This is a genomic window from Pseudomonas sp. NY15181 (assembly GCF_048068055.1).
Classification (GTDB): domain Bacteria; phylum Pseudomonadota; class Gammaproteobacteria; order Pseudomonadales; family Pseudomonadaceae; genus Pseudomonas.
Genome location: NZ_JBLUPT010000005.1, coordinates 137,082 through 162,366, shown reverse-complemented (window position 1 = coordinate 162,366; position 25,285 = coordinate 137,082). Strand labels below are relative to the sequence as shown.

Sequence of the window (25,285 nt, the reverse complement as noted above, 5' to 3'; positions counted from 1 at the left end):
TCAGAGCACCCCGTCGTTGCGCGAACCGCCGAAGCGGGCCACGAGTTTCAGGTAGACGCCGATGATCACCAGCATCATCGCCACCAGGGTCATCGCCACCGCGCTGCCGAACGGCCAGTTGCGCGATTGCAGGAACAGGTCGACCAGCGCGTTGCCGACGAAGAACACCTTGCCGCCGCCGAGGATGGCCGGGATCAGGAACTCGCCCATGAGCAGGATGAACACCAGCATCACCCCGGTGATCACCCCCGGCGCGGACAGCGGCAGGGTGATCCGGCGGAAGGTCTCGAAGGCGCTGGCGCCCAGGTCACCAGAGGCTTCCAGCAGGCGCTTGTCGAGCTTCTCCAGGGTCACGTAGATGGGAAACACCATCAGCGGCAGGTAGCCGTAGACGATGCCGATCAGCACCGCGTAGGGCGTGTTGATCAGGCGCACGTCGGCGATGCCGAAGGTCTCCAGCAGCGCCGGGATGCCCCGGCCGCTGAGGATGAAGATCCAGGCGTAGGTGCGGATCAGGAAGCTGGTCCAGAACGGCACGATCACTAGCGTGAGCAGCAGCGACTTATTGCGCCGCACCTTCACCGCCAGGAAGTAGGCCAGCGGGTAGGCCGCCAGCAGGCACGCCAGGGTACCCAGCGGCGCAAGGGTCAGGGTGTTCCAGAAGGCCTGGGCGCGGGAGCCAAGGTTCAGGTAGTTCTCCAGCGTCAGCCCGCCGCCGTAACCACCGACGGCGCTGCGCTCGCCGAAGCTGAAGACCAGGATGATCACCAGCGGCATCATGAGCAGCAGCAGGAACCACAGGGTGGAGGGCAGGAGCAGCAGCAAGGTGACGCGCCGGCCGAGGCTTTTCGCGCGCGAGACCGGGGGCGTCGCCCGGGTCTGCGGCAACGGGGCGCTGACAGCGATGTTCATGTTCGATTCCCTACGCATAGGAGTTGCTCGGAGCCCTCTCCTGTAGGAGCGAGCTTGCTCGCGAATGAGTTTCCCGGCAGCTCGGGAGCTGGGCGGGTTCGCGAGCAAGCTCGCTCCTACATGAAGACCCCGTTAGGCGGCCTTGAAACGCGCCATCAGTTCGGCGCGCGCCGGGCTGGTGAGGGTCGCCGCGGCGCCGAACTCCAGCGGCGACAGACGCTCGGCCGCCGGGTACATGATCGGGTCGTCGAGCATCTCCTTGGAGAGCAGCGCATCGACCCGCTTGTCCCCGCTCGGGTAGCCGTGGGCGAGCACCTCCAGCTTGTTGTGCGGCGGGTCGAGCAGGTAGTTGATGAACGCATAGGCGGCGTCCTTGTGCTCGGCGCCCTTGGGAATGGCGAAGAAGTCGCTCCAGATCTCGCCGCCTTCCTTGCCCAGCACGAAGGTCATGTCCGGGTTGTCGCGGTGCAGCTGCGAGGCGTCGCCGGTCCAGGCCATGGCCATCCAGGCGTCGCCATTGCGCAGCGAAGGCTGGATGTCGGAGTTGATGGCGAACAGGTGCGGCTTGGCCTGGATCAGCAGTTTCTCGGCCTCGGCCAGCTCCTTCGGGTCCAGCGAGTTGAAGCTGTAGCCGTAGTACTTGAGCGCGTTGCCGATGGCGGTGAGCTGGTAGTCGTGGACGATGGTGCGGCCCGAGGCGCTGGTCAGCGTCAGGTCCCAGAACTGCTTCCAGGAATCCGGGCTGCCCTTGACCTTGCTGGCGTCGTAGACGATGCCGGTGGTGCCCCAGTTCTTCGGCACCGCGTAAACCTTGCCGTCCACCGTGCCCTGGGCCATGAAGCGCTCCTGGAAGGCCTTGGGGTCGAAGTTGGGGATGCGCGAGAGGTCCAGCGGCTCGATCAGCCCGAGCTTCACGTAGGTGCTGATGGTGTAGTTGGTCGGCACGAAGACGTCCCAGCCGCTGCCGCCGGCCTGCAACTTGGCGAGCATCTCCTCGTTGGAGCCGAACACGTTCATCTGCACCCGCGCGCCGGTGGCCTTGGCGAAGGCGTCGAAGTTCTCCTGGCTGTGGTAGTTCGGCCAGGTGGCCAAGGCCAGGCGGTCGCCGATGGCGGTGCTCTCACCGGCGTAGGCCTTGCCGGTCAGCAGGCCGGGGGTGTTGGCCGCGACCACGGCCATCGCCAGCCCGAGGCCGGTCTTGCCGAGGAACTCGCGCCGCGTGATGGAGCCGTTTTCCCAGCTGCGCATCGTCTTGATGAAGTTCTTCTTGTCCATCTTCACTCCCCGCCTGTCTGCTGTTGTTAGTGTTGGATCATCGGGTTCAGAGGGCCATGGCCAGGCCGCTGGCCTGGTTCCAGCCGACCTGCACCGGCGCGCCGTGCTCGAAGGCTTCGCCCACGCCGCCGGCCTGGCGCGGCACGCGCACGCAGACGATGCCGAAGGCGTCGGTGCGCACCCGGTATTCGGTGAGGTTGCCCAGGTAGATGCGGTCCTCGACGCGGCCCTTCAGGCGCACGTCGCGGGCCAGGTCCGAGTCGGCGGCGGCGATGCCGACCAGCTCGGGGCGCACCGCGATGCAGCCTTCGGCCTGGGGCGAAAGCGAGGGGCCGGTGGGCGTCGGCGGGCTGCTCAGTTCCAGGCCGGCCGGAGTGCCCAACACCACGCGCTCGCCCTCGAAGCGGCGCACGGTGCCGGAGAACAGGTTGGACTCGCCGATGAAGTCGGCCACGTAGCGGCTTGCCGGCGTCTCGTAGAGCGCTTCGGGCGTGGCGGTCTGGATGATCAGACCGTCCTTCATGATGCTGATGCTGTCGCTCATCGACAGCGCCTCTTCCTGGTCATGGGTGACCAGCACGAAGGTGATGCCGACCTCGCGCTGCAGGCGCAGCAGCTCCGACTGCATCTCCTTGCGCAGCTTGCGGTCGAGCGCCGCCAGCGGCTCGTCGAGCAGCAGCACGGTGGGCTTGTTCACCAGCGCGCGGGCCAGCGCCACGCGCTGCTGCTGGCCGCCGGATAGCTCGTGCGGCTTGCGCGTGCCGAAGCCGGAAAGGCGCACCATCTCCAGCGCCTCGTCGGCCATCCGGCGCTGCTGCGTGCGGTCCGGGCGCGGCGTGCGGTAGCGCAGGCCGTAGGCGATGTTCTCCGCCACGGAAAGGTGCGGGAACAGCGCGTAATGCTGGAACACCATGTTCACCGGGCGCTGGTGCGCCGGCACTCCGGCCACCGCCTTGCCGGCCAGCAGTACTTCGCCTTCGCTGGGCTGCTCGAAGCCGGCGATCATCCGCAGGGTGGTGGTCTTGCCGCAGCCGGAGCTGCCGAGGAAGGAATGGAAGGCGCCGCGCTTCACCCGGAAGCTCAGCCCGTTGACCGCCGGCACGCTGCCGTAGCGTTTGACCACGTTACGGAATTCGATATCGAAGTCCTGACCGCTCTCCATCACCGCGCGCTCCAACTGTGTTCTTGTTGGGGCTCACGCTAGCAATGGGGCTTTCGGGGTGTATATATCCCTCGGGGGATAGATGGCGGGATTGAGCTTTTTCTGTAGGAGCGAGCTTGCTCGCGAACAGACTTCCCGATGATTCCGACGCAGGGCGGTTCGCGAGCAAGCTCGCTCCTACAACAGGACGGAAGGCACGGTACGAATGTCGTCCGGAGCGTAGGGCGTATAACGTTCGACGTTATACGCCGTTTGACCTTGATTTCCGGGCACTCCGGTCCCGGCACTGGTACCGGCTTCAGGGCACTTCGGGCTCAGCCATGGAGCCGTCACGACTCAAGGTGTATCGGCGTACAACCGCAAACGGTTGTACGCCCTACGGGTTAGCCCACCGCGAGCATCCCACCCGCCGCATCCCGCCCGCCAAGCTCGCGGATGAACAGCCCGAGCAGCTCCGACTGACTGCCGATGCCGAGCTTGGCGTAGATGTTCTTGCGGTGGATCTTCACCGTGCCGGGGCTGATATCCAACTGCTCCGCCACCGAGGCGCTGGAGTGGCCGCGCAGCAGCAGCTGGACGATCTCCTGCTCGCGGGCGGTGAGCACCTGCGCGCCGAACTGGTCGAAGGCCTCGCGGATCTGGTAGTCCAGGTCCTGCGCCGGACGCGGCTGCGCACGGCGCAGTTCCCAGGCCTCGCGCACCACCTGCTCGACCACCGGCCGCGCGCATTCCAGCAACTGCATCTCGTCGCGGCTGTAGGCGGGGCTGGAGGTCTTGCGCATCAGCGACAGCACGGCCGTGGCGCCATCGGCAAGATCGACGAAGAAGGCAATCTCCTCGGTCAGGCCGGTCTGCTGGTAGTAGGTCTGGTAGTACTCGCCCAGGTAGAAGTGGTCCGGCGCGAACTGCCGCAGCCGCCACAGCCCCGGCGCCTGGTGGCGGGTGCAGGCGAGGTAGAAGGGATCGAGCAGGTAGGGGCCGACCTGGTAATCCTCGACGTAGACATGCCGGATGTCCGCCGGGAAGGTGTCGAACAGGTCCAGTGGCCGGTGATTGCCTTCGTAGACGAAGAGCACGAAGTTATCCACCGTGCAGACCTGCTGCAGCCACTGGCTGAGGCCGAGCAGGCGCGGGCGACCGGCGGCCAGCGGGAGCAGGTGGGCGACTCCGCCGGTCCAGGCTTTGAGTTCCTTGTAGCGCATGGGCTGTCGTTCTTGTTGTGTGCGCGATGGGCACACTATAGGCGTTCGGGATTCCACACGGAAATGCAGCTTTTGCGCCACGCCCCGCAATGCCCCGCTACGCCTGGGATAGCCCCCGATTCAGCTCCCGGCTGCGCACCGCAATGAAGCAGGCGCGCGCCTTATCGGCTCAGGGACGACGACCGCCCTTGCCGCCACCCGACTTTCCAGAAGTAGACTTGCCACCGGCCGGCCTGCCGCCTGCCGGTTTCCCACCGAGGCCAAAGCCCGGCGCCTTGCGCACCGCCTTGACCTGCGGCTTGTCCTCCAGCAGCGACCCCAGGTGTACCTTGCCCGGCTTGCCGTCCGGCACCTTGGGTTGCTTGGGCTTCTTCGGCTTCTTCAGCACCTGTCCGCCCGGCGCGGTGACGGGCACCCGGTGGTCCGGCTCGAAGCCGTCTTCCTCGTGGCGCTTCAGGGTCTGGCCGATCAGCGTCTCGATGGCCGCCAGTTGCTGTACTTCGTCGGCGCAGACCAGCGAGATCGCCTGCCCGCTGGCGCCGGCGCGGCCGGTCCGGCCGATGCGGTGCACGTAGTCCTCGGGGACGATGGGCAGGTCGAAGTTGACCACCAGCGGCATCTCCTCGATATCCAGGCCACGGGCGGCGACGTCGGTGGCGATGAGGAAGTCCACCTCCCCGGCCTTGAACCGCGCCAGGGCACGCAGGCGCGCCGGCTGCGGCTTGTCGCCGTGGATCGAGTCAGCACGGATGCCCTCCTGCTGCAGCAGTCCGACCAGCTCATCCACGCCCTTGCGGGTCTTGGCGAACACCAGCGCCTGGCGCCAGCCCTGCTCGCGCAGCAGGTGCAGGAACAGCTCGGCCTTGCGCTTCTTGTCCACGGTGAGCAGATGCTGCTTCACCGTCTTCGCCGCCGTGTTGCGCGGCGCCACGTCGATGGTCAGCGGGTCGCGCAGCAGGGTGCGGGCCATCTGGCGGATGGCGTCGGAGAAGGTCGCGGAGAACAGCAGGGTCTGCCGGCGCCTGGGCAGCGCGGCGAAGACCTCATCCAGTTCGCGGGCGAAGCCCAGGTCGAGCATGCGGTCGGCTTCGTCCAGCACCAGGGCCTGCAGCTGGGTGAATTTCAGGGCGTTCTGCCGGTACAGGTCGAGCAGGCGGCCGGGGGTGGCCACCAGCACGTCGACGCCCTTGCGCAGCTTCATCATCTGCGGGTTGATGCTCACCCCGCCGTAGGCCACGGCGGTGCGCAGCGGCACGTGCTGGCCATAGGCGCGGAAGCTCTCGTGCACCTGCTCGGCCAGCTCGCGGGTCGGCACCAGCACCAGTGCGCGGATCGAGTTGGCGGCGACCTGCGGGCCTTCCTGCAGCAGCTTCTGCAGCAGCGGCAGGGCGAAGCCGGCGGTCTTGCCGGTGCCGGTCTGGGCGGCGGCGAGCAGGTCGCGGCCCTTGAGCACCGCGGGGATGGCCTGGGCCTGCACCGCCGTCGGGTTCTGGTAGCCGAGCCCGTCGAGGGCACGCAGGAGGGGATCGATCAGGCCGAGGGTGGCGAAGGTCATGGAGCGCTCGCAGAAACGAATCGGAATGGGCGGCATTGTAGCCGCAAGGGTCAGGAACGCAGCAGCAGCGAGCCTTCGATGGGTACGTAGCGGCTGGCCGCGCGGATCAGCGCCTGGGCGGTGAGGCCCGGCACGCCGTACGCGGTGGCCTCGGTGCCGCCGGCACGGACACGGTCGAGCAGCAGGTCGAAATCGCCGTCGCCGGAGGCCAGGACGATCTCGTCCACCTTCGGCGCGGCGTCGAGGATGTCGATGGTGATGCCCACGTCCCAGTCACCCTTGGCCGAACCGTCGGCGCGCTGGATGTAGGGCTTGAGCTTCACAGTGAAGCCGAGCTTGCGCAGGATCTGCTGGAATTGCTGCTGCTTGGCGTCCCCCCGGTCGATGGCGTAGGCGTAGGCCTGGACGATGTTGCCCTGGGCGCTCAGCTCGGCCCACAGCGCGGCGTAGTTGAAGTGGCGGCCGTAGGCCTGACGCACGGTGTAGTAGAGGTTCTGCACGTCGGCGAACAGGGCGATGGTCTTCAACGGTGACTCCGGGACTCGAACAGCGGGGGCGCATTATCGGCACAGCGCGCGGCCCCCGCCAGTCCCGGCGGGCGGGATCAGCTGAACATGTCGCCGTCGTCGTCGAAGAAGCTGGAATCGCCGCCATCGTCGTAGTTGGCGTCGCTGAAGCCGCTGTCGGCGTAGCGATCGCCTCCGCCCAGCGAATCACCGAAGCTCGACGGCTCCGGCTGCACCGGCACCTGCTCCTGGATCACCTCGACGATTTCCTGCGGCTGGCTGTGGTGGAACATGCTGGTCAGCAGGTCCGCCACCATCACGCCGCCGGCCACGCCGGCCGCGGTCTGCAGCGCGCCGCGCATGAAGCCGCCGCCCTGGGGCGCGGCCTGGGCGGGCGCAGATGCAGGACGGAAATCATTGGGGTTACTGGCATAAGCGCCGCTACCGGGCTGGGAGAAGCGCGTCTGGCCCCAGCCATCCGGGCGCTCCTGCGCTTGCGCCGGGCGCGGTTCCTGGCTCTGGCCACCGCCGAACAGGCCGGCGAGGAAGCCGCCGCTGCTCGGACGATTCTGCTGGGCCTGGGCTTCCAGCTCCTTGACGCGCTGGTCCAGGCGCTTGATCGCCGCTTCCTGGATCAGCATCGCCTGGGCCATGTAATAGGGCGCCGCCGGCTGCTGCACCAGGTACCGGTTGATCTGCGCCTCGGCCTGGGCGTCGCGCGGCGCGGTCTGCGCCTCGGCGTCGCGCAGGCGGACGAACAGACCATCGATCAGGGATTGCTCTTCGGAATTCATGGTGGGCCTCGAGTGGGCGGGGTGTTGAACGGAAGATTGGATCGGTACGGCAAAAAACAAGTTCCGGGGACCGAAATGTCCTACCTTCAACTGAAGGTTTGCTTAAGTTAGAGTCGAGGCCCTTCGATCCGTCTCCCATGCCGATGAATCCCATCTCAGTCCTGCGCGACACCTGGTTCTTCTTCTCCCGTCACATCGGCAAGCTGCTACCGCTGTGCCTGCCGTGGATCATCGTGGAAACGCTGGTCCAGCAGCAGATCGACGTCGCGGTCGACACGCAGAACTTCGCGCCCTGGGGCATGGCCGCGGGGCTGGTGTTCTATCCGATGTACACCGCCAGCCTGATCCTCTTCATGATCGACGCAGGAGAAGGGCGCGAGCGCGGCGTCCGCGAACTGTGGAACGCGGCGCTGCGGCTGTGGCCGTCGTTCGCCCTGCTCTCGGCGTTGAGCTCGCTGCTGATACTGGTCGGCCTGGCGCTCTATGTGCTGCCGGGCCTGTTCTTCATGGTCAAGATGACCTTCTCCGAATTCCTCCTGGTGCAGCGCGGCAACTCGCCCATCGACGCGATGCGCGAGAGCTTCCGCCTGACCACCGGGCATTTCTTCCTGCTGCTCACCACCACCCTGGCGATCCTCGCACCGGTGTGGATGGCGGAGGGCTGGATCACCCAGGTCGCCCAGGACTCGCCCGGCCTGGGTGTGCTTCTGCATTCGCTCAGCGGCTTCTTCCAGCTGCTGGTGACGATGGCGGCCTACCGCATCTTCATCCTCGGCCCCGGCCGCGAGGAAAACGAAGAGCGCGAGGCTTGAGAACCTGTTTACGATCTCGCGAGCTAGAGCAGAACAAGGCGCAACGACCAACGGGAGTAACAGCCGCAGGCTGGCCCGAAGGGCGAGCGCCAGCGAGTCAAACAGACGAGGACGCGGAGTTTACGCGCTGTAAATGAGCAGTCCGAGCCTGTTTTTAACGCAGTTATGCCGACGCGCAGCAGATCGTAAACAGATTCTGAGGCCGCGCAGCAATCGACAACACATCGCCCGGCGAGCCGCCCGCCCGCCTTCTACGCTGGAGTCTTCTGCCTTTGACCGGAGACTCCCGTGAGCGACCAGCCGACCTATCCGCCCAGCTGCATTTCACACATTTCCATCGGCACCAACGACTACGCCCGCGCCAAGGCGTTCTATGACGCGGTGCTGCCCAGCCTGGGTTGCCAGCAGATCATGGAGCACCCCGGCGCCGTGGCCTATGGCCGCGAATTCCCGGAGTTCTGGGTGCAGACGCCCATCGACGGGCGACCCGCCAGCGTCGGCAACGGCACGCACGTTGGCTTCATGGCCAACTCCCGTGAGGAAGTGGACGCCTTCTACCGCGCCGCGATAGCCGCCGGCGCCACCGACGAAGGCGCCCCCGGCCCGCGTCCGCTCTATGGCGACCCCTATTACGGCTGCTTCATCCGCGACCTGGACGGGCACAAGATCGAAGCCTCGTTCTGGGACATGGCGGCAGGAGGCGGATTCGACTCGCACTCACACTGATCCCCTGTAGGAGCGAGCTTGCTCGCGAACCCGGCCAGGCGCCCATGTTCCAAGCGGTTCGCGAGCAAGCTCGCTCCTACGAAAAGCTAATGCCCCGGTTTGAGCCCCGACATTTTCGGCACCAGCAGCTTCTCGAACAGCCGCGGGAAGAAGCGCGCCAGGATGCGCGCCCGCCAATTGACGTTGGACAGCACCAGCAGCCGCTTGCGCCGCAGCGCGCTCTGGTAGATCGCCTCGGCCACGTCGCGCGGCGACGCCACATCGGCGCCCAGCACCACCGCCGGCTGGCGGATCACCGAGCCATCGCCCACCAGCGCGTTCTTGCGCAGGTCGGTGGCGGTGAAGCCGGGGCAGGCCAGGGTGATCGCCACGCCCGTGCCGTCGAGCTCCATGCGCAGCGTGTCGAACAGCCCGTGCAGCGCATGCTTGCTGGCGTTGTAGGCGCTGCGGTAGAGCAGGGGCGCAAAGCCGGTCAGCGAGCTGAGCACGACGATCTGCCCGCGTCGCGCCAGCAGGCTGGGCAACGCCGCCTGGGTGCAGTGCAGCGCGCCGTAGAAATTCACCGCCATGACCCGCTGGAACACCGCCAGGTCCGTGTCGGCGAATTGGCTTCGGTGGGTGATGCCGGCGTTGTTCACCAGCACGTCGATGCCGCCGAAGCGCTCGATGGCCAGCGCCACGGCGCGGCGCACCGCTTCGGCATCGGCGATGTCGCAACGCAGGCCGAGGGCCTCGACGTTGTGATGCTCGCGCAGGTGCTGGACCAGGCTGTCCAGCGCCGCCTGGTCGAGGTCGAGGATCACCAGGTGCGAGCCGGCCTGGGCGAAGCGCAACGCCAAGGCACGGCCGATCCCCGAACAGCCGCCGGTGACCAGCACCACCTTGTGCCGATAGGCCTGGTGGGTGAAAAGTTTGCGCGGCATACCGGCCTCCTCAGAGGGATGCGTGGGTCCCGTCGCAGCAGGGCGGCGTATGGGTGTGCTTGCAGCCGCAGAAGAACAGCAGCTCGTCCCGCGGGGCGTGGTACTTCAGCGGAAACAGGCCGGTGCCCTTGTGCGAGCCGTCGCAGAACGGCTGGCTGGCGCTACGGCCGCAGCGGCACCAGAAATAATCCTCGCCGGCGTGGACCTCCACCGCATAGGGCCCGCGCTGGGCGATCAGCGCCTCAGTCATGGAACGAACCTCCCGGCGCAGCAGCGCCTCAAGGTTGCAGGATGCTTCGCGAAGGAAACGCGCAGGTGAAATGCGCGGTCACAGACACTATCCTCTCGCACATCAAGGATAGTCCCTAAGCCGAATGAACCTCTCGTTGCCACGCCGCGTCCTGTTCCTGCTGCTCATCGTCCTGCTGTTCGCCGCGACCACCGGCGCCTGGTTGCTGGCCTGGCGTCCCGCCGAGCGTGAAGCCGTGGCTGCCCAGTGCCGTACACCGGCGCCGCAGCTGCAGCCGGGCCAGGCGCTGAAGGTGATGACCTGGAACGTCCAGTACCTGGCCGGCAAGCGCTACATCTTCTGGGACGACCTGCCCGACACCGTCGGCCCGGACGACAAGCCCAGCGCCGAAGACATCGCCTACAGCCTTGACGAAGTGGTGCGGGTGATCCGCGAGGAAGCGCCGGACATCGTGCTGCTGCAGGAGGTCGACGACGGCGCGGCGGCCACCGGCAAGCAGGACCAGCAGGCGCTGATCGGCGACCGCCTGACCGACCTCTACCCCTGCTCCACCGCCGCCTTCGACTGGAAGGCGCGCTTCGATCCCAACCCCCACGTGTTCGGCAGCGCCGGGCGCAAGCTAGTGACCTTCAGCCGCTTCCAGATCGCCAGCGGCGAGCGCATCGCCCTGCCGCAGCGCTCGTCGATTCCGCTGCTGCGCCTGTTCGCCCCGCAGCCGGCCATGCTGCAAAGCGAACTGCCGATCCGTGGCGGCGGCCAGCTCACGGTGATCAATACCCGCCTGGAGCGCCCCAATGGCGACGACACCCCGCAGCGCCAGATCGAAGCCCTGCAGGCCCACCTCGACGCCCTGCAGACCACGGGCCGCCCATGGCTGCTGGGCGGCGATCTCGGCCTGCTGCCGCTGGGCCAGTACCCTTACCTGCCCGAAGTGCTGCGCGCGCCCTACCGCGCCAACAGCGAGCTGAACCTGCTGGCGGCGCGCTACCCGGTGATCCCGGCGGTGCAGGAATCCAGCGGCACCGAGCAGGCGCAGTGGTACACCCACTTCCCCAACGACCCGCGCGTGCACAACCCCGACCGCACCCTCGACTACCTGTTCTACAGCCCCCGCCTGAGCCGCCTCGACGCCAGCGTGCGGCGCAACGACACCCTGCGCATCTCCAACCACCTGCCGCTCAACGGGCGCTTCCTGCTGCCGCACTGAGCGCCGCCGCACGCCCTCGCCGGCCGGCGCTGGACAACCGCGCCGGCGCCGAAGCATGCTGCGCCAGCCGCGCACAATAACGACAAGACTCACCGCAGGTAGCCATGCTTTTTCGCCGTATCGCCTGGCTGATCGCCATGCTGTTCTGCCTACACGCCAACGCCAGTGGCCTACCGACCTTGGCCGACCGCCTGCCGCGCCCGCTGCCGGTGCTGGAGGTCGGCTACTACGAGTTCCCGCCCTACACCTACACCGCCCCCGACGGCAACGTCCTCGGCAGCGGCGCCGAGATGGTCCGGCGCATCCTGCTCCAGGCCGGCTACCGCGCCCACTTCCGTTCGCTGCCCAGCGCGCGCCTGTACCTCGGCCTGCAGGACGGCAGTGTGCAGCTGTGGGCCGGCGCACCCGGCAAGCCCGAGCTGGTCGGCAGCACGCTGGAATGCGAGCGCACCCTCGGCCACGTCGACCTCAACCTCTACCGCCTGCCGTCACACCCCGCGCCGCAGCTGCCGCAGGGCCTGACCGGCAGCCGGATCATCCTGATCAGCGGCTACAGCTACTGGAAGCCGATCACCGACCTGCTGGACAACCCGCAGCTCAAACTGGAACTGCACCGCACCAGTACCCACGTGGCGGCGCTGCAGATGCTCGAGCGCCAGCGCGGCGACTACCTGATCGACTACCAGGCCCCGGTGGAGCAGGCCCGCCGCGAACTGCAGATGCCTCCACTGGCCTTCGACCGCCTGTACAGCGTGCCGACCAAGCTGATCGTCTCCCGCCGCGCACCCGACGCCGAGCAGCTGCGCGCACAGCTGGACCACGCCTATGACGAGTTGCAGGCGGCGGGGTATGAGATGGAGTTGCCGTAGGGCGTACAACCGTTCGCGGTTGTACGCCGATACGCCTCAGCCGATCGGCCGCGCCTTGGCTGAATTCGGAGTGACCTGAGATCAAGGCCAAACGGCGCATAACGTCGAACGCTATACGTTCGCGCCTCATGGTCCCTTAGGAGCGGACTCCGTCCGCGATCAGACCTGACTCCGCGCAAGAGCCCCTCACCCTAACTCTCTCCCGCAAGCGGGAGAGGGGACCGTCCGGAGCAGGGTGAAATCATGGTGTCAGCCGGCACGGACAGCTCCCTCTCCCATTGGGAGAGGGCTGGGGTGAGGGCAAACCCGTGCGCCGATCTCATCCCTTGCGCGGTTTGGCCCGCGCCGTCGGCTCGGCGATCAGCGGATCATCCGGCCAATAGTGCTTGGGATAGCGCCCCTTCAAGTCCTTCTTCACCTCGGCATAGGTACTGCGCCAGAAGTTGGCCAGGTCCTGGGTCACCTGCACCGGCCGCTGCGCCGGCGACAGCAGGTGCAGCTTCACCGCCAGCCGCCCGCCAGCGATGCGAGGGGTGTCGGCGAGGCCGAACAGTTCCTGCAATCGCACCGCGAGCACCGGCGGAAACTCGGTGTAGTCCAGACGAATGTTTGAACCGGATGGCACCTGCAAGGTACGCGGCGCCAGCTCGTCCAGCCGTTGCGGCAGCGGCCAGGGCAGCACGGCATGAAGAATCCCGGCCAGCTCCAGATTGGCGAAATGCGCCAGCCGCGAGACCTTGCCCAGGTAAGGCAGCAACCAGTCTTCCAGCGAATCCAGCAACGCGGCGTCACCGACGTCCGGCCACTCGCTCTCGCCCTTGCTCTCCACGTCCAGTCGACGCAGCAGAGCGACCCGCGCCTGCCACTGACGCAGCTCCGGCGTCCACGGCAACAGTTCCAGCCCCTTGCGCCGCACCAGCCCGAGCAGCGCACGGCTGCGCGCCGCTTCGTCGAGCGACGGCAGGGCTTCGGTGGCCAGCACCAGCTCGCCGACCTTGCGCTGGCGCTCGGCGCGCAGCACGCCTTCGCGCTCGTCCCAGTCCAGTTCATCGTGGACGCTGACCTGCTCGGCAAGGATCGACTCGAACAGCGAAGGCTCCAGCGCCGCCGCCAGATAGATGCGCTCCTCGCGCTGGCCCTGGCGGCTGCCGAGGTCGGCAATCACCAGCCAGGGCTCCTTCATCAGCGCGTCCGGCTCGCCGAATTGCGCTGCGCGGCCGTTGGCCAGGCGGTACTCGCCGCCACCGGCGCGACGCTGGCGGGCGATGCGATCCGGATAGGCGAAGGCCAGCAGGCCGCCGAGCCAACGGGGGTGAACGGGATCGCTCACCGGCTCGCGGGCCGGCCCACGCAGGTAACCCTTGAATTGCCGCGACAGCTGCCGAACCCGTTGCACGGCGCCGCGACTGGCACGCGGTGCATTCTGCTCGCCGGCCAGCAGGGCGATGCGGTGGTGCAGGTCGGCGTCATTGCCGCGCAGGATGTCGCGCTCGCCGAGCAGCGCAGCAAGATCGCAGGCCAGCGCGCCCAGCCCCAGCGCATGGCCGCGCAGCAGCAGATGCGCGATGCGCGGATGCGCCGGCACCTCGGCCATGGCCTGGCCGTGTGGCGTCAGGCTGCCGCCACCGGTGCGGGAAGCCAGCGCGCCCAGGCGCTCCAGCAGGTCCAGCGCCTGGGCATACGCGGCGGCGGGCGGCAGGTCGAGCCAGGCCAACTCCTGCGGGGCGACGCCCCAGCGCGCCAGTTGCAAGGCCAGCCCGGCAAGGTCCGCCTGGAGGATTTCCGCCGTGCCATAGGCCGGCAGTTGATCGTGCTGGGCTTCGGACCACAGCCGGTAGCAGGCGCCCGGCTCCAGGCGTCCGGCCCGGCCGGCACGCTGGGTGGCGGAGGCGCGGGAGATGCGCTGGGTGTCCAGGCGGGTCATGCCGCTGCCCGGATCGAAGCGCGGCACCCGCGCCAGCCCGGCATCCACCACGACGCGCACACCGTCGATGGTCAGGCTGGTTTCGGCGATGTTGGTGGCCAGCACCACCTTGCGCTTGCCCGCTGGCGCGGGCTCGATGGCGGCGCGTTGGGCGTCGAGATCGAGTTCGCCGTGCAGGGGACAGATCAGGATTTCCGGGCGACCGGCCAGCGCCTCGCCCAGTTGCTCGGTCACCCGGCGAATCTCCGCCTGGCCGGGCAGGAACACCAGCAGGCTGCCGCTCTCGTCGGCCAGCGCCTGCTGCACCGTCTGCACCACGCGCGGTTCGATGAACTCACCGGCCTGCCAGGGGCGGCCCCAGCGGATATCCACCGGGAACATGCGGCCCTCGCTGCGCACCACCGGCGCGTCGCCCAGCAACGCGGACAACCGCTCGCCTTCGAGCGTCGCGGACATCACCAGCACCTTCAGCGGCGGCTCGTCGCGCAGCAGCGCACGGCCGTTGAGGGTCAGCGCCAGGGCAAGATCCGCATCCAGGCTGCGCTCGTGGAATTCGTCGAAGATCACCAGGCCGACGCCATCCAGCGCCGGGTCGTCCTGCAGGCGGCGGGCGAGGATGCCCTCGGTGACCACTTCGATGCGCGTCTTCGGGCCGACCTTGCTGTCCAGGCGGATGCGGTAGCCGACGGTCTCGCCAACCTTCTCGCCCAGCTCGGCGGCCAGGCGCTCGGCGGCCGCGCGGGCGGCCAGCCGGCGCGGCTCCAGCATGAGGATCGACTGCCCGGACAGCCACGGCTCATCGAGCAGCGCCAGCGGCACGCGGGTGGTCTTGCCCGCGCCGGGCGGCGCTTCCAGCACCACCTCGTGGCGCGCGGCCAGGGCCTGGCGCAGCTCGGGGAGGACGCTGTCGATGGGAAGGGCGTTCATGCCGGCTCCTGATTCAAGCTTTCACGGTGCGGTAACCCGGCGGTCGCACGGGGCGGCGATTATACCGGTCGAACCGCAAGGCCGACTCGGCAGTCTTAGAAGCAGCGAGCCCGCCGCATAATGCGAATCCGCCAGCAATGGCAGCGGGCTCGTTGATATAGTTATCGGCATCATCCTCCCGGAGGTTCTCCATGCGTCTCGCCACCCGTGTGTCCTGCGCGGTTCTTTGCGCCACCCTGTTCAGTCAGCTGACGGCCTGCGGCACCCTCTTCTACCCCGACCGCCGCGGCCAGATCGACGGCCGCATCGACCCGGCCATCGCGGTCTTCGACGCCATCGGTCTGTTGTTCTACATCATCCCGGGCCTGATCGCCTTCGGCGTAGACTTCGCCACCGGCGCCATCTACCTGCCCGATGCCAAGTACTCGGTCGCGCCGGAAAAGCTCAAGGATGCAGTGAGTGAAGACGGCACCGTCGACAAGGCTAAACTCAAGGCGATCCTCGAGCGTGAAACCGGCCGCAGCCTGCCCCTGGACGACCCGCGTCTGATCCAGCGCAGCGGCAGCCTCCAACAACTCGCTAGCCTGGGTCTGCACCCGGAGGCTTGATATGCACGGCGCTCTCGCTTCACACCTTCAGCAACTCCTGGCGTACCACCAGTGGGCCTACGACCGCATCCTGGAGGCGGTGGCGCCCCTGGATGAGGCGGCCTATCGCGCGCCGCGCGGGCTGTTCTTCGACAGCCTGCACGGCACCCTCAACCACCTGGCGGTGGTCGATCGCATCTGGTTCGCCCGTGTGCAGCGAGAGCCCTGGCAGTTCGAGCGGCTGGATGCCGAGGCGGCGCCTGATCGCGCCAGCCTCGCCGCGTTCCTCAAGGAGGGCGTCGACGCCTGGCGGCTGTGGCTGGGCAAGCAGTCCGACGCCACCCTCGGCAGTTCGCTGGACTACCGCAACATGGCCGGCCAGGCGCACCGCCAGAGCCTGGCCAATATCGTCCAGCACCTGGTCAACCACGGCACCCACCACCGTGGCCAGATGAGCGCGGCGCTGACCGCCATGGGCCAGAAGGCCCCGCTGCTGGATTACATCTACTTCCTGCCCAATCGCATGGACACCTGATGCTCAAACACGCCAGCCACTTCCACCTCATGCGGCTGGCGACCTTTGCGTCGCTCGGCGTGGCCATCACCCTGGTCGTCGCCAAGGCCATCGCCTGGTGGCTCAGCGGCTCGGTCAGCCTGCTCGCCGGCCTGACCGATTCGCTGCTCGACGGGGCCGCCTCCTTCCTCAACCTGCTGGCGGTGCACTACGCCATCCGCCCGGCGGATGACGACCACCGCTACGGGCACGGCAAGGCCGAATCCCTCTCGGGACTGGCCCAGGCGCTGTTCATCGCGGTGAGCGCGGTGCTGGTCGGCACCCAGGCCATCGACCGCCTGCAGCACCCGCAACCGGTGGAAGCCGCCGGCTGGGGCATCGCGGTGATGCTGCTGTCCCTGGCACTCACCGCCGCCCTGCTGATGGTGCAGGGGTACGTGGTGAAGATCACCGGCTCCAATGCCATCCGCGCCGACTCGCTGCACTATCGCTCGGACCTGCTGCTCAACAGCAGCATCCTGGTCGCCCTGCTGCTGGCGCAGTTCGGCTGGCAGCAGATGGATGCGATCTTCGGCCTGGGCATCGCCCTGTACATCCTCTGGAGTTCCTTCCAGATCGCCCGCGAATCCGTCGCCGTGCTGATGGACGAGGAGCTGCCGCCGGACGTCAGCACGCGCATGCTCGAACTGGTGCGCGAAGTGCCCGGCGTGCTCGGTGCCCACGACCTGCGTACGCGGATTTCCGGCACCCACTGGTTCGTCCAGTTGCACCTGGAACTGCCCGGCGAGCTGACCCTGTCCAAGGCGCATCAGTTGTGCGACGAGGCGGTGCTGGCGATCCACAAGGAATTCCCGCGGGCTGAGGTGCTGGTGCACGCCGACCCGCAGGAAGTGGTGGGCAAAGAGACCATCAGTTGATGCTGTAGCCGCGTCCGCTCAGGCAGGCGCCCAGGGCGCGGCGATAGTTGTCGGCGACATAGGCCGGCGGCGCGTAAGTCGCCGAGGCCGGGTCGAATCCGCTCTGGCTGGCAGCCCATTGGTGGCATTCGTAGCGGTCGCGGTTCTGCTGCTCCGGCCCCTGGCCGTACAGCGGATACGCGATCACGTCGTAGGCCGACTGCGCCGCCAGGGGTTGCTCCATCGGCGGCGCCACCACCTCGTAATCCTGCGATTCGGCCTGCCACAGGTAGTAGGTCCCCGCCACCAGGAAGTAGCCGATGCTGCCGATCCACACCTGCTCGGCGTAGGACGGCAGGTAGCGCACCCGCACCCCGTAGGGCGGCGTCACCACCACGTAGCGCGCGCCATAGGGGCGATACCAGTAGCCGTCATTGAAGTAGTAATCGCCCCCGCGATAAGGCACCCGGTAGTGTCCCGGCGGCACGCTGTTCACCACATAACCCGGACGCCAGTACGACGGGTGCGGTCCCCAGTTGCCATGGGACGGCGGCGGACGCCCCTGCCAGCCACCGGGCGGCGGACGCGAACCGCCTTGCCAGCCCGGCCGGTCGGAATGCTCGCCCTGCCACTGGGTGGTGCCACCGCCGATGGGACGGCCTTTCCACTGGTCGTTGCCGCCCGGCGGGGGAACCCCCGGATTGGCGTTATTGACGGGTGGACGGCCAGACCAATACCCACCGTTGTTGCCCGGTGGGTTGCCATGCCAGTCGTGATCGCCCCTGGAATTGCCCTGCCATTGCCCGCCGTTGCCATTCCATTGGGGGTGGCCCTGCCATTGGCCGTTGCCATTCCACTGCGGGCGGCCTTGCCATTGGTCATTACCATTCCATTGGGGGCGCCCCTGCCACTGGCCATTACCGTTGTTCCCTTGAGGATGCCCCTGCCATTGCCCGCCGGCGTTCTCCGGCGGCCGCTGCTGCCAGTTGCCCATGGGCCGGCCCGGCCCCTCGTGGGACATGGGCGTGTGCCCGCCCCCGGCGTTGTTGCCCTGGCCGGCGGCGGGTCGACCCTGGGATGGACCAGACAGGTCCGGCGGATCGGCTGCCAACGCCTGGGCAGCAACGGCCAGGGAGAGCACGGCAACCCCGGCGAACGGCCAGATGCCCGACTTCATGGAACCCTCACTTCGGCCTCGGCCGAAAACAGTGATGCGACAATGCCATAGACCACGGCGCAGGCCGCGTATTGCAAGGCGCTGAGTAAAGTCAGGGTAAAGATGGCAGAGAAATCGCGGGCAAGAAAAAAGGGAGGCTCGTCAGCCTCCCTTCGGGAATCTCGTCCTGCTCGTCGCTGTTGGCGCCGGCTCACCTCGCTCCGCCTTCTGGGCAGTGCGTAGCCCGGTGGCCGGCGCGATCCTGTTGGGTCGGCGGGCCGCGAAGCGCCTGATTGGGCGGATCGCAGGGGACGTGATGTCCGGGCTGTGAATCTGGAAGAAATACTACGGCGACAGAGCAGAGAAATGATTGCTAAGATTGCTCATATAGGCACTACCTGAGCAACAAATACCTAAAAATTGCGCCATAAGCGCAATTCAATAGATTCACGAGGCATCCATGGACAAGCTGGACCGCTACGACCTGCGCATTCTCGCCGAACTGCAACGCGACGCGCGCATCTCCAACCAGGAGCTGGCCGAACGCATCGGCCTGTCGCCCTCCCCCTGCTCGCGACGGGTCAAACAGCTGGAAGACGACGGCTACATCGTCCGCCAGGTCGCCCTGCTCGACAGCAAGAAGCTCGGCCTGAGCCTCACCGCCTTCGTCCTGATCGGCATGGACCGCCACACGCCCGAACGCTTCGAGCACTTCCAGCAGATCATCGGCAAATGCCCGGAGGTGCTGGAATGCAGCCTGGTGACCGGGATGGACGCGGACTACCAGCTCAAGGTGATGGTGCCGGACATGGAACGCTACCAGCACTTCCTGCTCGGTACATTGACCCGCATCGAGGGGGTGACCAGCGTGCGGTCGAGCTTCGTGCTGCGCAATGTGCTGGCCAGTACCGAGTTGCCGCTGGATCACCTGCGGGCTTGATCGCTGGCGGATCGCGGACGGAGTCCGCTCCTACGCCGGGCGCCATGCGCCGGCATTTACCGATGAAATTGGCGTCATCCGCGACGGATTTCGCGGACAAGGTCCGCTCCTACGAAAGCCCCTACGTTTTGGCTTTGGCTTTGAAGTCTTCCAGAGAAACACTCGCACACTCCGAACGGCCCCGTTCAGGAGGCCTCGTTGAAGCGAAGTTTCAGGGGTTGAGCGACATGGATGTCGCGAGAGCCGCGATGGGCCAGGGATGGCCCTTCGTGGGGGGACGCCTAGTTCGTGCCCCTGAAACTTCGCTTCAACGAGGGTATTTTTCGCCCCAAGCGAAAAACCGGATGTCCGGGGCAAGACCTTTGCCTCCTTTGGGGCGTTTGCCAAAGGAGGTCGCCCGAGGGGGCGAAACAAAAGCTATCAGCACACGCCGAAGCGGCGCAGAAACACCCAAACAAGAAGAACATCGCGGAGAAGCTCCGCTCCTACGAAAGCCGCGCGGACTTCACCCCGTAGGAGCGGACTCCGTCCGCGATCCAGGCACAAATCCAACGCCAGCCCGTTCGCGAGCAAGCGCGCTCCTACACCCCCTGCGACACAGCACCGCACCCCGCCTCTCGCCAGACCAATCCATGACCGGAAATTTCCCCGCCAGCCGGCCACGGGCGGGATATTCGAGGGCACTCCGCCCCTCCCACAGCAAGAACTGATCAATTTCTGAACACCCCTGATCATCAAACAACCAGATGCGTATAATGCGCGCCTTCTCCACCACCACCCTCAGCCCCGGCGTCCCTCGGACAACCTCCGCACCGGGCAGGAGCAGCAATGAACGAAAGTTTCGAAGACTGGATGATGTACGGGCTGGTCACCGCCCTGATCCTGTTCATGGCCTTCATCGTCTGGGATCTGGCGAAGAAGTCCAAAGCCGGCCGCATGGGCACCATGGTGCTGTTCTTCGCCCTGGGCCTGGGCGTACTGGGCTTCCTGATCAAGTCCGTCGTCGTCGCGGGGCTCGAAGGCGGCTTCTGACGCCCTCTCCCGCGCCCGCCCCGGCCATCAGAGTTCGGGGCTGACGTCCCGCCACTGCCCCGGCTGCAAACCCTCCAGGCTCCATGGCCCGATCCGCACGCGCACCAGGCGCAGGGTCGGCAGGCCGACGGCCGCCGTCATCCGCCGCACCTGGCGGTTGCGCCCCTCGCGGATCACCAGCTCCAGCCAGGCCGTGGGCACCGACTTGCGGAACCGCACCGGCGGATTGCGCTCCCACAGCTGCGGCTCGGCCAACCGCCGCGCCTCGGCCGGCAAGGTCGGGCCGTCGTTGAGCTGCACGCCCTTGCGCAACTGTTCGAGCTGCTCGTCGCTCGGCTCCCCTTCCACCTGCACCCAATAGGTCTTCGGCAGCTTGTGCTTGGGGTCGGCGATGCGCGCCTGCAGGCGGCCATCGTTGGTCAGCAGCAACAGGCCTTCGCTGTCGCGATCCAGCCGTCCGGCGGGATAGACGCCCGACACCTCGACGAAATCCTTCAGGGTCGCCCGGCCCTCGCTATCGTTGAATTGAGTCAGTACATCGAACGGCTTGTTCAGCAAGATCAGCCGCGGCTGTGCCGGCGGCGCCTTGGCCACGCGGCGAGGCGCAGGACGGGGAGCGGGACGACGGGAAGCTGGGCGAGGCGGACGGGACATGGCGAAAAGACTGGTAACCGGAGATGGGGGTGAAGCGAATGCCCGGCATGCTAGGTTGTGCCGAGCCCCTACTGCAAGAGCACACCCATGAGCCACCCCACCTGGCTGATCACCCTGCGCAACCTCAGCGGCCGCCTGGGCGCCCGCTACCGTGGCCCGCAGGCCGCGAACTTCGACGGCCAACGCTTCCGCAACCTCGACAGTCAGCCGCACCACGGCCTGCGCGCCTTCCTCAAATGGCAGCGCGAGCGCGGCCGGCAGACGCCCTGGGTCGACCAGCCGGGCCCGGCCACGCGGCCGGACGTGCAGGCCCAGGTCAGCGGAGAGGAGCTGCGCGTCACCTACATCAACCACGCCACCCTGCTGATCCAGCACCGCGGGCTGAACATCCTCACCGACCCGTTGTGGGGCGAACGCACCAGCCCGTTCAGCTTCATCGGCCCGCGCCGCCATCACCCGCCGGGACTGGCGCTGGACGAACTGCCGCCGATCAACCTGATCCTGGTCAGCCACAACCACTACGACCATCTGGACATCGGCAGCCTGCGCGAACTGGCGCGGCGCTTCCCGGAGGCAAAGGTGGTGACCGGTCTGGGCAACGGCGAACTGATCCGCGCCTGCGGCTTCAATGACGTGATTGAGCTGGACTGGTGGCAAAGCCTGCCGCTGCCCGAGGGCATGCTGCTCAGCGGTGTGCCGGCTCAGCACTGGTCGGCCCGTTCGCGGCGCGACACCAACCGCACCCTGTGGCTGGGCTTCGTGCTGCAATCACCGGACGGCCCGGTGTTGTTCCCCGGCGATACCGGCCTGGGCGAGGAGTTCAAGCTGATGCACGAGCGCTTCGGCCCGATGCGCTTCGCCGCCCTGCCCATCGGCGCCTACGAGCCGCGCTGGTTCATGCGCCATCACCACATGAACCCGGATGATGCCGTGCAGGCGCACCAGCAGCTCGACTCGCAGTGCAGCATGGCCATCCACTTCGGCACCTTCCGCCTGAGCGACGAAGGGCAGTTCACCCCGGTCAGCGATCTGGCACGGGCGCTGGAGCAGCGTGGCGTTGCGGTCGAGCGCTTCCGGGCGCCCAAGCCGGGGGACCAGTGGCACGTAGCGCCGCTGCCGTGGGTGACCCTGTAGGAACAACTGCTTTCACGCCCGTAGGGCGTACAACCGTTCGCGGTTGTACGCCGATTCACCGTGATCATCAGTTGCCACGTTGGCCGAGTTCGAAGCGCTGGGTTACATGCGCCCAGGTTGAAGTCCGTGCGGCCGGAAACCAAGGTCAAACGGCGTATAACGCGGAGCGTTATACGCCCTACGCTGCTCGCACCCGCTTGCTGCAGCAATTGCGATAACGCTTGCCGCTGTTGCACGGACACGGTTTGTCACCCCGGCCGCCCAACTCCAGCCAGCTTTCCAGGCGCTGGCGCATGCCCTCGCGGACCTCCCGGTGCTCGTCGTCGAGCTGGTTGCGCGCCAGTTCGCGGCAGAGCCACAGGTAATCCTCCAGCAGCTCGTCACGCTCCAGGGCGTGGAACTGCTCGGCCAGCGGCACACCTTCGTAGCGGCGCTTCGGATCGGGCAGGAAGGCGATCGCCCCGCCACCGGGCAGCACATTCCACAGCCGTCCCTGGGCATCGCGCCAGCAGGCACTGAAGCGGGCGCGCAGGGCCAGGCCCGGCCACTCCTCCAGGCACCAGCCGTCGACGCGCTCGCCGCCGAGTCCCTCCACCGCCTTGCCCACCGAGAACCAGGGCTCGCCGGCCAGGCTTTCCGGTAGCGACAATGGCGCGGCGACTTCCGGGGTGCCGCCTTCCACCAGTCGGCGGGCGAAACGGCGCAAGGGATTGGTGAGGTGCGAAGGGGCGCGGAACGACATGGGATCACCAGCGGAAAAGGTCGGCGAAGGTCCGACCGAAGGGACGCGCCACGGTTCCCCATGGCACGCGAGGCGAGCATTCTAGGCCCGCCCCTCGCCCCGTCAACGCTCGCCGATCAATAGTCGCGGGTGGACACGGGCTGCGCATCCACCCCCAGCTCGCGCAGCAGATCATCCAGCAGCGACGAGGCGCCAAAGCGCAGGTGCTCCGGCGTGATCCAAGCAGCACCGAAGCGTTCCTCCACCAACGCCCGGTAACGCTGCGCATCGGCCAGGGTACGCAGGCCGCCGGAAACCTTCAGGCCCACCTTCCCACCCGCCTCCTCGATGCATTCGAGCATCACCCGCACCGCTTCCGGCGTGGCGTTCACCGCCACCTTGCCGGTGCTGGTCTTGAGGAAATCGGCGCCGCCGGCGATGGCCTCGCGGCAGGCCGTGCGGATCAGCTCCGGATCGGCCAGCTCGCCGGTTTCGAGGATGACCTTGAGCCGGTGATAGGGGCCGCACAACGTCTTGCAGGCGCGGATCAGCTCCACCGCACCGGAAGGACCACCCGCCTTGAGCCGGCGCCACGGGTAGACCAGATCGATCTCGTCGGCGCCTTCGGCCAGCGTCTTGCGCACCTCGTCCAGCACATCGGCCTGCGGTGCATTGCCGGCGGGGAAGTTGCACACACTGGCGACTTTCACGCCGCGTCCGCCCAGGGTATTGAGCGTGCGCCGGGCGACGTGCGCCAGCTTCGGCCAGACGCACACCGCCGCCACCTCGCCGTAGGGCGTCAGCGCCCGACGGCAGAGATCGACAGTGCTTTGCAGATCATCGCCAGCGTTCAGCGAGGTCAGGTCCAGCAGGGCGAGCACCCGGCCCGCCGGCGTCCTGCGAGGATCGGTCATCGGCAGCCACCTCCTGCGGCTGGCGGCGGGGCAAGCGGTGCCCCGCCGCGATTGCGGATCAGCGGAACGGCGGCTCGTCGAAGCTGCGCAGCTTGCGCGAGTGCAGCGAGTTGAGCTGGGTGCGCAGCAGGTCGACAGCAGCGATGCCGATGGACAGGTGCTGGCTCACCGCGCGCTGGTAAAACGCCGTGGCCGCGCCGGGCAGCTTGATCTCGCTGTGCAGCGGCTTGTCCGAGACGCACAGCAGCGTGCCGTAGGGCACCCGCAGGCGGTAGCCCTGGGCGGCGATGGTGCCGCTCTCCATGTCCACGGCGATGGCCCGCGCCAGGTTGATCAGCGGACGCTCCTGGGCCCAGTGCAGCTCCCAGTTGCGGTCGTCGTAGGTGAGCACGGTGCCGGTGCGCAGGCGGCGCTTGAGCTGGTCGCCGCGCTCGCCGGTCACCAGGGCGGCGGCCTCCTGCAGCGCCAGCTGCACCTCGGCCAGCGCCGGGATCGGGATGTGCGGCGGCAGCACGCGGTCGAGGATGCCGTCGCGGCGCATGTAGGCATGGGCCAGCACGTAGTCGCCGATGGTCTGCGACTGCCGCAGGCCGCCGCAGTGACCGACCATCAGCCAGCAATGCGGACGCAGCACCGCCAGGTGGTCGGTGATGTTCTTCGCGTTGGACGGGCCGACGCCGATGTTCACCAGGGTCACGCCGTCGCCGTCCTCGGCGATCAGGTGGTAGGCCGGCATCTGGAAGCGGTGCCACTCGACGCCGGCGACTATGGCATTGGCCTCGCCCTCGTCCATGCCGCGCTCGACGATCACGTTGCCCGGCAACACCATACGCACGAAGCGCGGATCGTCGCGCAGGCGCTGCAGGCCCAGGTGGATGAACTGGTCGACGTAGCGGTGGTAGTTGGTCAGCAGGATCCACGGCTGCACATGGCGCCAGTCGCTGCCGGTGTAGTGCACCAGGCGGCGCAGGGAGAAGTCGGTGCGCGCGGCGTGGAACAGCGCCAGCGGCATCGGGTCGGCGCCCTCCCACTCGTAGAGGCCGTCGGCGATGCCGTCGGAAGTAGCGGACAGGTCCGTGCTGGGGAACACCCGCGCCAGCTCGGCGGCGGTCACCCCGGAGCCGCCCAGCTCATCGCCCTGCTCCACCACGTAGGGGTAGGGAATGTTCTGGTCGCTGACGCCGACTTCCACCCGCACGGTGAAGTCCGCCATCAGCGGGCGCAGCTGCTCCAGCAGGTATTTGCGGAAGGCCTTGGGCTGGGTGATGGTCACCGCGTAGGTGCCCGGCACCTGGACCTTGGCGTAGGCGCGGGTGGTGGAAGGCACTTCGCCCTGGCACAGGTAGATCACCCGCAACTCGGGGTAGCGGAACAGGCTGCGCTGCTCGGCGTCGGGCACCGCGCGCTCCTTCAGGTAGCGCTTGAGCGCCTGGTTCAGGGCGCCGGTGGCCCGCTCGTGCAGCACGGCCAGTTGATCGACGGCCTCTTCGGCGGTCTGGGCAACGAAGCATTCGTCGCCAGTCGAAAGACTCATGGTGGGCATCCTGTCTGAACGATCAGCTCCATCTTGCCTGCTTCCGTCACAGAAAGGGATGACAGATTCCATACCGGCAGGATGAGCGGAAAGGTGGAATAAGCCTTATGACAGAATCCGCGCCCGCGAGTGCGGATGACAGCGCCAATGAACCGGTAC

At 67.4% G+C, this 25,285-nt stretch carries 25 protein-coding genes; 10 read left to right on the top strand and 15 right to left on the bottom strand.

The annotated features are described in order from the left end of the window. From ACNFBT_RS14470 to ACNFBT_RS14440, 7 genes are all read right to left on the bottom strand, one after another. Entirely contained in the window at positions 1 to 912 is a 912-nt protein-coding gene (locus ACNFBT_RS14470) for an ABC transporter permease (protein ID WP_416750366.1), read from the bottom strand. Positions 913 to 1,044: 132 nt separating this feature from the next. Next, the gene (locus ACNFBT_RS14465) at positions 1,045 to 2,187 is read right to left on the bottom strand and encodes an ABC transporter substrate-binding protein (RefSeq protein WP_416750364.1); all 1,143 of its coding nucleotides are present in this window, start codon (positions 2,185 to 2,187) and stop codon (positions 1,045 to 1,047) included. Positions 2,188 to 2,233: 46 nt separating this feature from the next. Then, positions 2,234 to 3,349: an ABC transporter ATP-binding protein gene (locus ACNFBT_RS14460; protein ID WP_416750361.1), complete on the bottom strand. Its 1,116-nt coding sequence runs from the start codon at positions 3,347 to 3,349 to the stop codon at positions 2,234 to 2,236. 383 nt (positions 3,350 to 3,732) lie between these two features. Further along, positions 3,733 to 4,551 carry a LuxR C-terminal-related transcriptional regulator gene (locus ACNFBT_RS14455; protein ID WP_416750359.1) on the bottom strand — a complete coding sequence of 273 codons (819 nt, stop codon included), beginning with the start codon at positions 4,549 to 4,551 and terminating at the stop codon, positions 3,733 to 3,735. Between the two features lie 169 nt (positions 4,552 to 4,720). Continuing rightward, on the bottom strand, positions 4,721 to 6,106 hold the full coding sequence (locus tag ACNFBT_RS14450) for a DEAD/DEAH box helicase (RefSeq protein WP_416750357.1): 1,386 nt from the start codon (positions 6,104 to 6,106) through the stop codon (positions 4,721 to 4,723). A 50-nt stretch (positions 6,107 to 6,156) separates the two neighbouring features. Then, positions 6,157 to 6,633, bottom strand: a complete 477-nt coding sequence (locus ACNFBT_RS14445; RefSeq protein ID WP_416750355.1) for an NYN domain-containing protein — start codon at positions 6,631 to 6,633, stop codon at positions 6,157 to 6,159. A gap of 77 nt (positions 6,634 to 6,710) precedes the next feature. Then, positions 6,711 to 7,406, bottom strand: a complete 696-nt coding sequence (locus tag ACNFBT_RS14440; RefSeq protein ID WP_416750353.1) for a DUF2076 domain-containing protein — start codon at positions 7,404 to 7,406, stop codon at positions 6,711 to 6,713. Positions 7,407 to 7,549: 143 nt separating this feature from the next. Here ACNFBT_RS14440 and ACNFBT_RS14435 point away from each other — a divergent pair, with 143 nt between their 5' ends. Then, a complete protein-coding gene (locus tag ACNFBT_RS14435; protein ID WP_416750662.1) occupies positions 7,550 to 8,218 on the top strand; it encodes a YciC family protein in 669 nt (222 codons plus the stop codon). A 288-nt stretch (positions 8,219 to 8,506) separates the two neighbouring features. Further along, positions 8,507 to 8,944 (top strand): VOC family protein, encoded by a 438-nt coding sequence (locus ACNFBT_RS14430; protein WP_416750351.1) that lies wholly within the window; start codon positions 8,507 to 8,509, stop codon positions 8,942 to 8,944. Positions 8,945 to 9,030: 86 nt separating this feature from the next. Here ACNFBT_RS14430 and ACNFBT_RS14425 read toward each other — a convergent pair whose 3' ends face one another. Then, the gene (locus tag ACNFBT_RS14425; RefSeq protein WP_416750349.1) at positions 9,031 to 9,867 is read right to left on the bottom strand and encodes an SDR family oxidoreductase; all 837 of its coding nucleotides are present in this window, start codon (positions 9,865 to 9,867) and stop codon (positions 9,031 to 9,033) included. A gap of 10 nt (positions 9,868 to 9,877) precedes the next feature. Then, positions 9,878 to 10,117: a CDGSH iron-sulfur domain-containing protein gene (locus ACNFBT_RS14420; RefSeq protein ID WP_416750347.1), complete on the bottom strand. Its 240-nt coding sequence runs from the start codon at positions 10,115 to 10,117 to the stop codon at positions 9,878 to 9,880. A 124-nt stretch (positions 10,118 to 10,241) separates the two neighbouring features. On the opposite strand from ACNFBT_RS14420, the gene ACNFBT_RS14415 reads away from it, so the two are divergent. Beyond that, positions 10,242 to 11,324 (top strand): endonuclease/exonuclease/phosphatase family protein, encoded by a 1,083-nt coding sequence (locus ACNFBT_RS14415; RefSeq protein ID WP_416750345.1) that lies wholly within the window; start codon positions 10,242 to 10,244, stop codon positions 11,322 to 11,324. Positions 11,325 to 11,428: 104 nt separating this feature from the next. Beyond that, positions 11,429 to 12,193, top strand: coding sequence for a substrate-binding periplasmic protein (locus tag ACNFBT_RS14410; RefSeq protein ID WP_416750343.1), 765 nt, complete (start codon positions 11,429 to 11,431; stop codon positions 12,191 to 12,193). A 319-nt stretch (positions 12,194 to 12,512) separates the two neighbouring features. On the opposite strand, the gene hrpB is transcribed toward ACNFBT_RS14410, so the two are convergent. Then, entirely contained in the window at positions 12,513 to 15,044 is a 2,532-nt protein-coding gene (hrpB, locus tag ACNFBT_RS14405) for an ATP-dependent helicase HrpB (protein ID WP_416750341.1), read from the bottom strand. Positions 15,045 to 15,235: 191 nt separating this feature from the next. On the opposite strand from hrpB, the gene ACNFBT_RS14400 reads away from it, so the two are divergent. From ACNFBT_RS14400 to ACNFBT_RS14390, 3 genes are read left to right on the top strand one after another with little or no spacing between them, the layout of a single operon-like run. Beyond that, positions 15,236 to 15,652 (top strand): polyribonucleotide nucleotidyltransferase, encoded by a 417-nt coding sequence (locus ACNFBT_RS14400; protein WP_416750339.1) that lies wholly within the window; start codon positions 15,236 to 15,238, stop codon positions 15,650 to 15,652. A gap of 1 nt (position 15,653) precedes the next feature. Further along, entirely contained in the window at positions 15,654 to 16,166 is a 513-nt protein-coding gene (locus ACNFBT_RS14395) for a DinB family protein (RefSeq protein ID WP_416750337.1), read from the top strand. Then, complete coding sequence (locus ACNFBT_RS14390; protein ID WP_416750335.1) at positions 16,166 to 17,062, top strand: cation diffusion facilitator family transporter; 897 nt, start codon at positions 16,166 to 16,168, stop codon at positions 17,060 to 17,062. The genes ACNFBT_RS14395 and ACNFBT_RS14390 overlap by 1 nt, the downstream gene beginning before the upstream one ends. On the opposite strand, the gene ACNFBT_RS14385 is transcribed toward ACNFBT_RS14390, so the two are convergent. After that, positions 17,055 to 18,218, bottom strand: a complete 1,164-nt coding sequence (locus tag ACNFBT_RS14385; protein ID WP_416750334.1) for a DUF6515 family protein — start codon at positions 18,216 to 18,218, stop codon at positions 17,055 to 17,057. The two genes, ACNFBT_RS14390 and ACNFBT_RS14385, sit on opposite strands and share 8 nt — an antisense overlap. 439 nt (positions 18,219 to 18,657) lie before the next feature. Between ACNFBT_RS14385 and ACNFBT_RS14380 the strand changes: the two genes are divergently transcribed. Continuing rightward, positions 18,658 to 19,137, top strand: coding sequence for an Lrp/AsnC family transcriptional regulator (locus ACNFBT_RS14380; protein ID WP_416750332.1), 480 nt, complete (start codon positions 18,658 to 18,660; stop codon positions 19,135 to 19,137). 828 nt (positions 19,138 to 19,965) lie between these two features. Continuing rightward, on the top strand, positions 19,966 to 20,169 hold the full coding sequence (locus ACNFBT_RS14375; protein WP_416750330.1) for a DUF2788 domain-containing protein: 204 nt from the start codon (positions 19,966 to 19,968) through the stop codon (positions 20,167 to 20,169). A 27-nt stretch (positions 20,170 to 20,196) separates the two neighbouring features. Here ACNFBT_RS14375 and ACNFBT_RS14370 read toward each other — a convergent pair whose 3' ends face one another. Further along, on the bottom strand, positions 20,197 to 20,763 hold the full coding sequence (locus ACNFBT_RS14370; protein ID WP_416750328.1) for a pseudouridine synthase: 567 nt from the start codon (positions 20,761 to 20,763) through the stop codon (positions 20,197 to 20,199). A 147-nt stretch (positions 20,764 to 20,910) separates the two neighbouring features. On the opposite strand from ACNFBT_RS14370, the gene ACNFBT_RS14365 reads away from it, so the two are divergent. Next, entirely contained in the window at positions 20,911 to 21,957 is a 1,047-nt protein-coding gene (locus tag ACNFBT_RS14365) for an MBL fold metallo-hydrolase (protein ID WP_416750326.1), read from the top strand. A gap of 178 nt (positions 21,958 to 22,135) precedes the next feature. On the opposite strand, the gene ACNFBT_RS14360 is transcribed toward ACNFBT_RS14365, so the two are convergent. The 3 genes from ACNFBT_RS14360 to amn form a co-directional block, all read right to left on the bottom strand. Further along, positions 22,136 to 22,699: a hypothetical protein gene (locus ACNFBT_RS14360; RefSeq protein ID WP_416750324.1), complete on the bottom strand. Its 564-nt coding sequence runs from the start codon at positions 22,697 to 22,699 to the stop codon at positions 22,136 to 22,138. 116 nt (positions 22,700 to 22,815) lie between these two features. Further along, on the bottom strand, positions 22,816 to 23,592 hold the full coding sequence (gene deoC / locus ACNFBT_RS14355) for a deoxyribose-phosphate aldolase (RefSeq protein ID WP_416750322.1): 777 nt from the start codon (positions 23,590 to 23,592) through the stop codon (positions 22,816 to 22,818). Between the two features lie 58 nt (positions 23,593 to 23,650). After that, entirely contained in the window at positions 23,651 to 25,135 is a 1,485-nt protein-coding gene (gene amn / locus ACNFBT_RS14350; RefSeq protein ID WP_416750320.1) for an AMP nucleosidase, read from the bottom strand. Between the last annotated feature and the right edge of the window lie 150 nt (positions 25,136 to 25,285).

Bases quoted from the DNA above. Each gene is read 5' to 3' on its own strand.
- ACNFBT_RS14470 (WP_416750366.1), bottom strand. From the start codon at position 912: ATGAACATCGCTGTCAGCGCCCCGTTGCCGCAGACCCGGGCGACGCCC.
- ACNFBT_RS14465 (WP_416750364.1), bottom strand. From the start codon at position 2,187: ATGGACAAGAAGAACTTCATCAAGACGATGCGCAGCTGGGAAAACGGC.
- ACNFBT_RS14460 (WP_416750361.1), bottom strand. From the start codon at position 3,349: ATGGAGAGCGGTCAGGACTTCGATATCGAATTCCGTAACGTGGTCAAA.
- ACNFBT_RS14455 (WP_416750359.1), bottom strand. From the start codon at position 4,551: ATGCGCTACAAGGAACTCAAAGCCTGGACCGGCGGAGTCGCCCACCTG.
- ACNFBT_RS14450 (WP_416750357.1), bottom strand. From the start codon at position 6,106: ATGACCTTCGCCACCCTCGGCCTGATCGATCCCCTCCTGCGTGCCCTC.
- ACNFBT_RS14440 (WP_416750353.1), bottom strand. From the start codon at position 7,406: ATGAATTCCGAAGAGCAATCCCTGATCGATGGTCTGTTCGTCCGCCTG.
- ACNFBT_RS14435 (WP_416750662.1), top strand. From the start codon at position 7,550: ATGAATCCCATCTCAGTCCTGCGCGACACCTGGTTCTTCTTCTCCCGT.
- ACNFBT_RS14425 (WP_416750349.1), bottom strand. From the start codon at position 9,867: ATGCCGCGCAAACTTTTCACCCACCAGGCCTATCGGCACAAGGTGGTG.
- ACNFBT_RS14420 (WP_416750347.1), bottom strand. From the start codon at position 10,117: ATGACTGAGGCGCTGATCGCCCAGCGCGGGCCCTATGCGGTGGAGGTC.
- ACNFBT_RS14415 (WP_416750345.1), top strand. From the start codon at position 10,242: ATGAACCTCTCGTTGCCACGCCGCGTCCTGTTCCTGCTGCTCATCGTC.
- ACNFBT_RS14410 (WP_416750343.1), top strand. From the start codon at position 11,429: ATGCTTTTTCGCCGTATCGCCTGGCTGATCGCCATGCTGTTCTGCCTA.
- hrpB (WP_416750341.1), bottom strand. From the start codon at position 15,044: ATGAACGCCCTTCCCATCGACAGCGTCCTCCCCGAGCTGCGCCAGGCC.
- ACNFBT_RS14400 (WP_416750339.1), top strand. From the start codon at position 15,236: ATGCGTCTCGCCACCCGTGTGTCCTGCGCGGTTCTTTGCGCCACCCTG.
- ACNFBT_RS14395 (WP_416750337.1), top strand. From the start codon at position 15,654: ATGCACGGCGCTCTCGCTTCACACCTTCAGCAACTCCTGGCGTACCAC.
- ACNFBT_RS14390 (WP_416750335.1), top strand. From the start codon at position 16,166: ATGCTCAAACACGCCAGCCACTTCCACCTCATGCGGCTGGCGACCTTT.
- ACNFBT_RS14385 (WP_416750334.1), bottom strand. From the start codon at position 18,218: ATGAAGTCGGGCATCTGGCCGTTCGCCGGGGTTGCCGTGCTCTCCCTG.
- ACNFBT_RS14380 (WP_416750332.1), top strand. From the start codon at position 18,658: ATGGACAAGCTGGACCGCTACGACCTGCGCATTCTCGCCGAACTGCAA.
- ACNFBT_RS14375 (WP_416750330.1), top strand. From the start codon at position 19,966: ATGAACGAAAGTTTCGAAGACTGGATGATGTACGGGCTGGTCACCGCC.
- ACNFBT_RS14365 (WP_416750326.1), top strand. From the start codon at position 20,911: ATGAGCCACCCCACCTGGCTGATCACCCTGCGCAACCTCAGCGGCCGC.
- ACNFBT_RS14360 (WP_416750324.1), bottom strand. From the start codon at position 22,699: ATGTCGTTCCGCGCCCCTTCGCACCTCACCAATCCCTTGCGCCGTTTC.
- deoC (WP_416750322.1), bottom strand. From the start codon at position 23,592: ATGACCGATCCTCGCAGGACGCCGGCGGGCCGGGTGCTCGCCCTGCTG.
- amn (WP_416750320.1), bottom strand. From the start codon at position 25,135: ATGCCCACCATGAGTCTTTCGACTGGCGACGAATGCTTCGTTGCCCAG.